6 protein-coding genes are annotated in these 8372 nt (G+C 63.0%); all 6 read left to right on the forward strand.

Going from position 1 to position 8372, the window contains the following annotated elements; genetic code table 11:
• Positions 1-269: 269 nt before the first annotated feature.
• The 6 genes from BHQ40_RS23090 (at position 270) to BHQ40_RS23115 (ending at position 8160) form a co-directional block, all read left to right on the forward strand.
• Positions 270-1871: an RNA-dependent RNA polymerase family protein gene (locus tag BHQ40_RS23090; RefSeq protein ID WP_070158091.1), complete on the forward strand. Its 1602-nt coding sequence runs from the start codon at positions 270-272 to the stop codon at positions 1869-1871.
• Positions 1872-1875: 4 nt separating this feature from the next.
• Entirely contained in the window at positions 1876-2844 is a 969-nt protein-coding gene (locus BHQ40_RS23095; protein WP_070158092.1) for a M28 family peptidase, read from the forward strand.
• A gap of 110 nt (positions 2845-2954) precedes the next feature.
• Positions 2955-4088 (forward strand): tyrosine-type recombinase/integrase, encoded by a 1134-nt coding sequence (locus BHQ40_RS23100; RefSeq protein WP_070158093.1) that lies wholly within the window; start codon positions 2955-2957, stop codon positions 4086-4088.
• Positions 4089-4344: 256 nt separating this feature from the next.
• Positions 4345-5886 (forward strand): site-specific integrase, encoded by a 1542-nt coding sequence (locus tag BHQ40_RS23105; protein WP_139139448.1) that lies wholly within the window; start codon positions 4345-4347, stop codon positions 5884-5886.
• Positions 5883-7724, forward strand: coding sequence for a site-specific integrase (locus BHQ40_RS23110; protein ID WP_070158095.1), 1842 nt, complete (start codon positions 5883-5885; stop codon positions 7722-7724). Before BHQ40_RS23105 ends, BHQ40_RS23110 begins: the two co-directional genes overlap by 4 nt.
• On the forward strand, positions 7711-8160 hold the full coding sequence (locus tag BHQ40_RS23115; protein ID WP_070158096.1) for a hypothetical protein: 450 nt from the start codon (positions 7711-7713) through the stop codon (positions 8158-8160). Before BHQ40_RS23110 ends, BHQ40_RS23115 begins: the two co-directional genes overlap by 14 nt.
• Positions 8161-8372 lie beyond the last annotated feature (212 nt).

Below are 8372 nucleotides of genomic sequence, written 5' to 3' on the forward strand. Positions count from 1 at the left end.
TTAGGTCCTCTCCGAGAGACTGTCTCCTTTGGTCGCGATGAGGGGCGGGCCGACCGCCGCGCTAACCCAAAGAGCTGGCGGTGGTCGGCCCGTCCCTCGCGTCGCGCAGCGACGCATGGAAGCCATCGCTTAGCCGCCTGAGGCGAACCGAGGGAGCGCCGCCGGCGTCTTAGTCAAGGTCGTACTGCCGCTCCCGCGCTGAACCACCCGCAATCTCAATCAATCAATCCAGCCCGCGCGACCGCGCGCGGCTGCGTGGAGTCACGCCCATGGCACAGTTCCAAATCCTGTATCCGCACTCGGCTACCGAGTGGCGGCCGATAACGATCGAGTTCTGCTTGGCGCCGACCGGTGACCAGCAATATCTCTGGCCATCGTTCGAAGATGCCGAGGCTGCTCGGCAACGACTGCTCCAACGCTCGCCCGAATCCCAACTTCGCATAGCGGTCGCCGGATCGTGTGCGGACGATATCGACTGGCAGGTCCGCGAGAAGCTGCGTTTTGCCGACGGCACTTACGCGCAGACCCCCTGGCACGACGAGCCCTGGTATCAGGCACGGCATGACGAGCATTTTTGCCACGTCTCCACCGAGCAGGCGGGGAAGATCGCGTTCACCGAAAACGCAGCGAAGGGGCAGATCGACCGCCAGCTGGTGATGTCGCCCGGTCGCTACCTCAATCGCTTCTTCTCCGACCATCTCGACAACAATGCGATCGAGGGTTGGTGCGCCAGGCTGTCGGTGCAGTTGGAGGAAGATACCCTCAAGATCACCCAGGACGCCGACGAAATCGAAGACGTCTATGTCGGCGGTCCCAGCAGCTGCATGGCCCATGAGGCGAGCGACTTCGAAAGTTCATGCCATCCTGTCCGGGTCTATGCCGGTCCGGACACGGCGCTCGCCTATATCGGTTCCCGCGAAGATGCGAAGGCCCGCAGCATCGTCTGGCCGAGCCGCAAGATCTACACGAGCATTTATGGCGACGTCTCGCGTCTGAGGCTGCTCCTCGAGAACGCCGGCTACACCGAGGGCGGTCTGAACGGCGCCCGCGTTCGGCGGATCGAGGATGATGACAACTTCGTCGTCCCGTATATCGATGCAGGCGACGACCTCGCCGACGATGGCAAATACCTCGTTGTCGGCCGCGGGAGCATCTCGTCCGAGAACACCAATGGGCTGGGTCATAGCCCTTGGTACTGTCCGCGCTGCGACGACGACACCAGGTCGCATGACGAGGTCTATTACGCCGACGGCTCATCTGAAGAGTGGTGCTACAGTTGCTATAACAACCATACGACCTTCTGCGACCACAACGAGCGTTCCTATAGCGACGTCGAGACCTTCGTCACCGTCTATGCCGACAATGCCTCGCATACTGTCCTTGAAGAGGATGCGGGGGATTTTGGCGCCGTCTATCTCGAAGATCGCTGCGAATGGTGGGTCAGCGGCTGCTGTCGCCAATGCGATGGTTCCGCCGAATGGTTCCACATAGAGGATCTCACCGAATATCACGGTGAATGGCTGTCGGAGGATCAGCTTCCCGAGCCGTTCGACGATGACGATGCCGCTCTCGCCAATGCCCATATCCTTGCTTACCGGCAGTTCCACGAAGAAATGGCGGCGATCCATGCGGAGGTTGCCAAATGGCAAGCCGCTGGAGAGCGAGCCCGAGAGGCGCGGCTGAAGCGCGAGCGGGACGAGGCAGAGCGGCGCCGCCTCGAAGAACTTCGGCACGATGTCCGTGAGCCGGGCGATGCTGCTTGTTCGCAAGGTGGTCTCGATCAGTCGCCTTGCACCCCCGAAAACTTCCTTCCCGCCATCGCGATGACGGCGCCGCACTTGGCGGCAGCCGCTTCCCTCGCAGGAGCCTGATCCCATGATCTACCATGATGTCGCGGGCCGCACCGGCCTGCTCGAAATCCTGTCGTGGGCCCGGCCTCATGACAGCGCGATCGAACGCGCCTTCTGCCGGGAGTATCTCGACCGGGTTCCCGGCATGACGGCCGACGCCTTCGGCAATCGGATGATCGCTATCGGCGACCAGCCTCACGTGATGTGGAGCTGCCACGTCGACACGGTGGCGGCGCGCGGCGGACAGCAGGACGTGGGCATCGACCAGCTCGGAATCGCGGGCTTGTGCAACGGCAAGGCCGGGATGTCGCTTGGCGCCGATGATGGTGCTGGTGTCTGGATCATGCTCAACATGATCGCGGCAGGCCGGCCCGGCCTTTACCTGTTCCATCGCGGCGAGGAGCAAGGCTGCCTCGGTTCCCGCTGGATCCAGCGCCATACGCCGGACCTGTTGAAGGATATCGATGCGGCCATCGCCTTCGACCGTGCCGGCTCGGGCGACGTCATCACGCATCAAAGCTACGGGCGGACATGCTCGGACGCTTTTGCGATTAGCCTGGCGTCCGCGCTCAACGGCCTGAACCCGGGCTTCCGCTACAGACCCGACGACACGGGCGTCTATACCGACACCAACGAATATGCGGGCCTTATACCCGAATGTACCAACCTGTCGGTGGGCTATCAGGGGCAGCACGGCCCCAGGGAAACGCTCGACGTCGATCATTGCGAGAAGTTGCTTGCCGCGATGCTACGCCTCGATGCTTCCTTGCTGGTGATCGAGCGCGATCCCTCGAAGCAGGAAGACGATCGGTGGGGCTGGCACGACCACTATTACGGCCATCGTGATGACTTTGCGGATGCGATTGCGGAATATCCGTTGCTGGCCGCGCAGATGCTGGAAGAATGCGGCCTCACGCTGGACGATTTTAGGATGGCCATCTGGGCCGAGGAAATGGGTGGCGACGCTGACTATCGCCCGCTCATGGCATCATGAGGCGCGCTAACTACCCTGAATAGTGATCTACGCATCGCACGCGCGACCTTATAGTGTCTTCATTCTGCTATAGTGGTTCTCGATCCTCATGAGCGGAGGAGACGCGCGCCATGGTCTCAATTATCCGCGCTGTCGCCGGCGTGCCGGGAATACCTCTCGGGTTCCCGATCCTGTTCGATGCCAGGATGGCGATCATCGAACCGGCCTTTGCGTGGCTGCTGGAGCACGCCTCGCTTCGCGGCTGCGCGCCAGATACGGTGCGAACTTACGCCGAACACATCTACGACTGGTTCGACACGCTCGAGCAGTCCGATCTTGACTGGCAATCGGTCGATGAAGGCGTCATCGGCGCATATCGCGACCGCATGATCGCAAACCCGAGTTCGCACACGGACAGGGCCTATGAGCGGGCGACGATCAATGCGCGCGTAATGAGCGTCTGCCGCTTCTATGAATGGGCGCTGGAGGAGGGGCTGATCGGCGAGCTTCCCTTCCGGCGGCGCGAGCGCGTCATCGTGACCTTCAAGGAAGAAGGGCATGGTCCTCGTCTTGCGGCGACCAATATGCTGACGCTGTCGCAGCCCGAGAAGCTGCCGCGACCGCTGCGTGCCGCCGAACTCGATCGGCTCTTCGCGCACCTTGGTCCTACGCCGCACCTTGCGGCCGAGTGGGCTCTTACAGCGGGGCTTCGTCGCAAGGAAATCTGCGGGATGACCCTCGACATGGTGCCCGACAGCCATCAGCTATCCGCCGAAGATCAGCCGCTCGTCGGCATCCCGCTGCGCATCACCAAGGGGGACCGCCCCCGCACGGTCTATCCGCCGATCCGCTTGATCGACCGCACCGACTGGTATGCGGGCGAGGACCGCGCGCGCGTTGTCCGCCGCGCCCGTGCCCGCGACCGGCGCTATCAGCCACCTGCCAATCTTCTCCTCACGACCCACGGGACGGCTCTATCGCCGAAACGGCTCACGGCGCTGTTCGCCAAAGGCTTCGCCGACGCCAAGCTCAAGGGCAGCTTCCACTGGCTGAGGCACACGTTCGCGATGGTGATGCTGGCGCGCCTTCAGCAGCAGGCGCGCGACAACCCCGATCTCAATCCGTTGAAGGTCCTGCAAGTGCTGATGGGTCATCGCTCGATCGCGACGACCGCCATTTATCTGCGGTGTGTCGAGGTCCACGAACGCGATCTCTCCGAGAGCCTTGCATGGCTTTACGGCGAACTCATTCCCGATGCCGAATAGCCGGAAACTCGATCGGCGTATCCGGCGCCCGACAGCGACATCCGATCCCGTCGCCTCGACAGAGATCGTCATCTTCCGCGATGCTCGCGATGGCAGCGTGCAGCGCTTCGACCCCGCCACGCTGTCTCTACCACCAGATATGGTGGGTCCGCTGATGGCCGCCTTCCGCCTGAACGATGCAGGGACAACGGTTCGCACGCGCCCGACCCGATGGCGTGCGCTGCGCCGCTTCGCCGGGTTCCTCGCGAGCGAGGGCGTGACCAGCGCCGCTCAGGTGAATGCCGGCACGATGAAGCGTTATCTGGCCTTCCTCGCCCGACCCGACGAGGCAGGAAAACGGCTCAAGCGGCCGACGATAGCCACGCAGTTGGCATTGATCCGTCCGCTACTCGAGCGTGCCGAGCAGGCTGATCCGCACCTCTTCGGTTCGCCTCTCGCGATCCCTTACAATCCGGTTCCCGGCAGTCGCCACCATGACTCCAAGGCGCGACTGTCGAAGGAGGATCTGCAGGCCATCCTCATGGCCTGTTACGAAGAGATCGATGCCGCATGGGCGACGTTCCAGCGGGGACAGGTGATTATCGCTGCGGCAGAGGCGCCTGCGCGTGCCGAACGCGGGGAGAGCCTGGACAGCGCGATCTGGCGGCTTCATCGCCTGACAGGAGGTCTTGCGCCGACCTGGAACCAGTTGAAGGAAGCTCGCGTGCCGCACAGCCGGCTTCTGCGCTGGGGCTGGCGCAGCGGCATCGCGGAGCATTATCACCTGACCACGCGAACGGTCGTTCCGTTCTATATCGCCCTGGCTATCCAGCTCGCCGCCAACCCGGACCCGCTTCGCGAGATCCGCCGCGACTGTCTTGTCGCTCACCCGATCGACGACAACCGGGTGCTGGTCGAGTGGCTAAAGCACAAGACCGCGCCCAATCCGAAGATGCAGCGCCGCTCGTTCGATGTTCGACGGCCGCGCTCCGCGCCGCGCCTCATTGAAATGCTGTTGGCGATGACGGCGCCCCTCGTGCTCCACGTTCCTGACCAGCATCGCGAACGTCTCTTCCTCGTATATTATCTGACGGGCGCACCACAAAGGCAGCATGGCAGTCCTGCCGGGCTGATCTCGTTCAGCACACTCCTCGGCCGTCTCGATCGGTTCATAAAGGGAGCTAACCGGAGGATCGCCAAATGGAATCTCGATCATCCCGATCGCCCTCGGCGATCCTTGCCTCGCTTCTCACCGGGCCAGTTGAGAGGGAGTGTCGCGACACAGCATTACCTGGCCTCGGGTGGCGATCTCCTGGCGACGGCCGCCATCCTCAATCATCGCGACCCGGTGACGACCGACGCCTATGTGGAAGGACCGGCAGCGCGTCGGCTTGAGCGCGAGACCATTGTCCGCCTCCAGCGGATGATGGTCGCCTGGGTCATGACGCCGGAACCGGAAGAAGGTGATACGTCGCTGCCCGGTCCAGGCGCCGTGACGGCCTTGTTCGGGCACCGCTGCATGATGCCGGTCGAGAGCGATGGCGCGGGCGGCAAGCGTGTCTGTCGGCACCTGGGTGGTTGTCTTACATGTCCTGGCCTGATCGTTCCGCTCGATATCGACCATTGCGCGCGCGTTGTTCAGGCTCACCGCCATTTACTGGCATCCCGGGATCGGATCGATGCCGAGAGGTGGAATATCTTCTACGCCCCGAGCCTGCGCGTTCTTGAGCAGGATCTGCTGCCTGCGTTCCCGGCAAAACTGCACAAGGATGCCGAACAGCTCGCCGACAGCCTTCCCGCATTACCGGATATCGAATGAACATCGTTCCACAGATCGCGGCAACGCCCGGCCTTCCGGTCCGCGTATCCCCGGAATCGGACTTTGCCGACGATCAGTGGCAACTCGCCCGTGATGTGCCGGGCCATCGGGATCATGCCTTCAGGATCGACTGGTCGTTCAGGATGCCGGACGGTAGCCGGTTCAACGAGGATAAATGGCGTCGACTACGACAGCCGGCCAAGCAGCTCATCTGGTCGCTGCATGCCGATCCACCTGACGGCCGCAAAGCGGTCGCGCTCCATACTCTTGCCCGCTATGCAGATTATCTGCGTGTCGTCCTTCAGTGGATGGTGGCAAACCGGGTTGAAAGCTGGGCCGGGCTTGACCGCCGGGCAATCGAGCGCTTGTTCTACGACTTCGGCGAACGCGGGCTCTCCTATAGCACCGTACGCAACTACCACAGGATCATCAGAGCCTTCTATGAGCAGCGCTTCAAGCTGGCGGAAGCTCCGCCGCAACCGTTGCCAATGCTCACACGCCTCGGCACCTGGCACGACGGGACGAAGAAGCCGCATACGCCGGATGCGGTCGCGGTCCCGCTGATATCTGCTGCGCTCCATCTGATCGGCGAGCCCGCTGACCAGATCATCGAAATGCGCGAAGCGGCGCAGGCAATCTATGATGAAGCCAAGCAGCAGGGGGGCACGTATGACGCACAAACATACCGAGCCTCGGCTTATCTCCGATCGCAGCCGCCCATAGAGATGTGTCCAGGCCGGCCCGAGACACTGACCCACAGGCCCATCGACGGGCTGAACGATCGTATCCTTAGGCTCTATGACGCCTGCTTCATCGTCATCGCATATCTGGTGGGTGCCCGAGCATCGGAGATCCTCGCCCTCGAAACAGGCTGCATCGAGTGGCATGAGGGGGACGACGGTGAGGCCTATGCCTATCTGACAGGGGCCATCCGCAAAGGCGCGCCGGGTCCCGAGGGGCTTGCGCACCGATGGGTGGTTCCCGATCCTGTCGTCCGAGCCATCGCTGTCCTTGATCAGCTATCCGCGCTCTGGCGGGCAATCCATGGTGGGCGGCAACTGTGGCTGGTGCAGGAGAAACCCGGCACCGCATTGCGAGCATCGGCCTTGCCTATCCACACGGTCAGCATCGCTGCCGTGAATATGCGGTTGAACAAGAGCTTCATCCCGATGCTAGATCTGCCGGAACATGAAGGCGAGCGCTGGCGTGTGACCTCGCATCAAGGGCGCAAGACGTTCGCGCGGTTCGTCGGCCGCCGCGATCGTACGGCGCTGGCGGCGCTCAGCAAACACCTTGGTCACATCACCCGCGCCATGACGGACCGCAGCTACGTCGGCACCGACTTCGATCTGGCGGAGCTGATCGATGACCAGGTCATGGCCGATACGCGCACGGCGCTTGAGGATCTTCTGGTCGCCCCCCGGCTCGCGGGAAAGGCCGGCAAGATGCTCGCGGAGCGCTCCCCGTTCCGCGGTCGCACTCAGGGTGGCGACCTTGACGCCTACATTACGCAACTTCTGGCCGAAACCGATATGCGCCTTGGCGTCTGCGACTGGGGTTACTGCCTCTATCGGCGAGAAACCTCGGCGTGCCTTGGGTCCGAGCGCGAACCCAATCCCGTGCTTCGCACCCAGAGCGTCTGTGTCACCTGCGCCAACTTCGTCATCACCGAAAAGCATCGGCCGATATGGGCGGGACGGTTGAGCAGGAACCTTGCCCTTCTCGAAAGGAGCGACCTCGACCTGGAGAGCCGAACGCTGGCGATGTCGCGCGCCGACGAGTGCAAACGCCTCCTTGCGATGCTCGATGAAACGGACCTTGCCGATGGGGGAGGTTGAAGCCCCGACACCGCAGCAGCGTCGCCACGCTCGGACAAAGGCCAAGCTGCGCGCTGCCCTCGAGGCGCTATCCTCCAGCACATCTTCGGCGCCCATCACCGCCGCTGCGGTCGCACGCGAAGCCGGCGTCGGGCGCAATGTTCTCTACGTCGGCCATACCGACATACTCGAAGACATCCGCGCGATATCTGCCGCGCGCACCGCCGTTCGCGAAAAGCGGGAGGATGCCGCTCGCACGGATGCCATGAAGATCCGCGATCTTGAAAGCCAGCTCGCATCCTTGGCGACCGAAAATGCAGGTCTGCTTCGACGCGCCCGCGAGGCGGAGAGCCGGTTGGAGCGCGCGGAAAAACAGAACGCCGGGTTGCTTCGGCAGCTCGTGGACGCACGGCGTCCGGTTCGCTTGCGGCCTGAAGACCCCGACAACCCGGCCTGATCCCACTTGGCCCATCACGGCCCCCGCTTCCCGGTGGCCAGAGGGAGAGTGCTGCCGGTCATCAACGAGGCTGCTGCGGCCAGAGAGAGAAGCCCCTCCGAGCAGAGCGCGGCCTAATAATGCGCCCTCTTAGCCCGGACAGGGAATCCTTGTGATTTATCAATCTATTACCGCAAATGATACACCTCGCGATGAGACAGAACAGCGCTTCT

Source organism: Sphingobium phenoxybenzoativorans, assembly GCF_001757355.1.
Taxonomy (GTDB): Bacteria; Pseudomonadota; Alphaproteobacteria; order Sphingomonadales; family Sphingomonadaceae; genus Sphingobium; species Sphingobium phenoxybenzoativorans.

Bases quoted from the DNA above. Each gene is read 5' to 3' on its own strand.
- BHQ40_RS23090 (WP_070158091.1), top strand. From the start codon at position 270: ATGGCACAGTTCCAAATCCTGTATCCGCACTCGGCTACCGAGTGGCGG.
- BHQ40_RS23095 (WP_070158092.1), top strand. From the start codon at position 1,876: ATGATCTACCATGATGTCGCGGGCCGCACCGGCCTGCTCGAAATCCTG.
- BHQ40_RS23100 (WP_070158093.1), top strand. From the start codon at position 2,955: ATGGTCTCAATTATCCGCGCTGTCGCCGGCGTGCCGGGAATACCTCTC.
- BHQ40_RS23110 (WP_070158095.1), top strand. From the start codon at position 5,883: ATGAACATCGTTCCACAGATCGCGGCAACGCCCGGCCTTCCGGTCCGC.
- BHQ40_RS23115 (WP_070158096.1), top strand. From the start codon at position 7,711: ATGGGGGAGGTTGAAGCCCCGACACCGCAGCAGCGTCGCCACGCTCGG.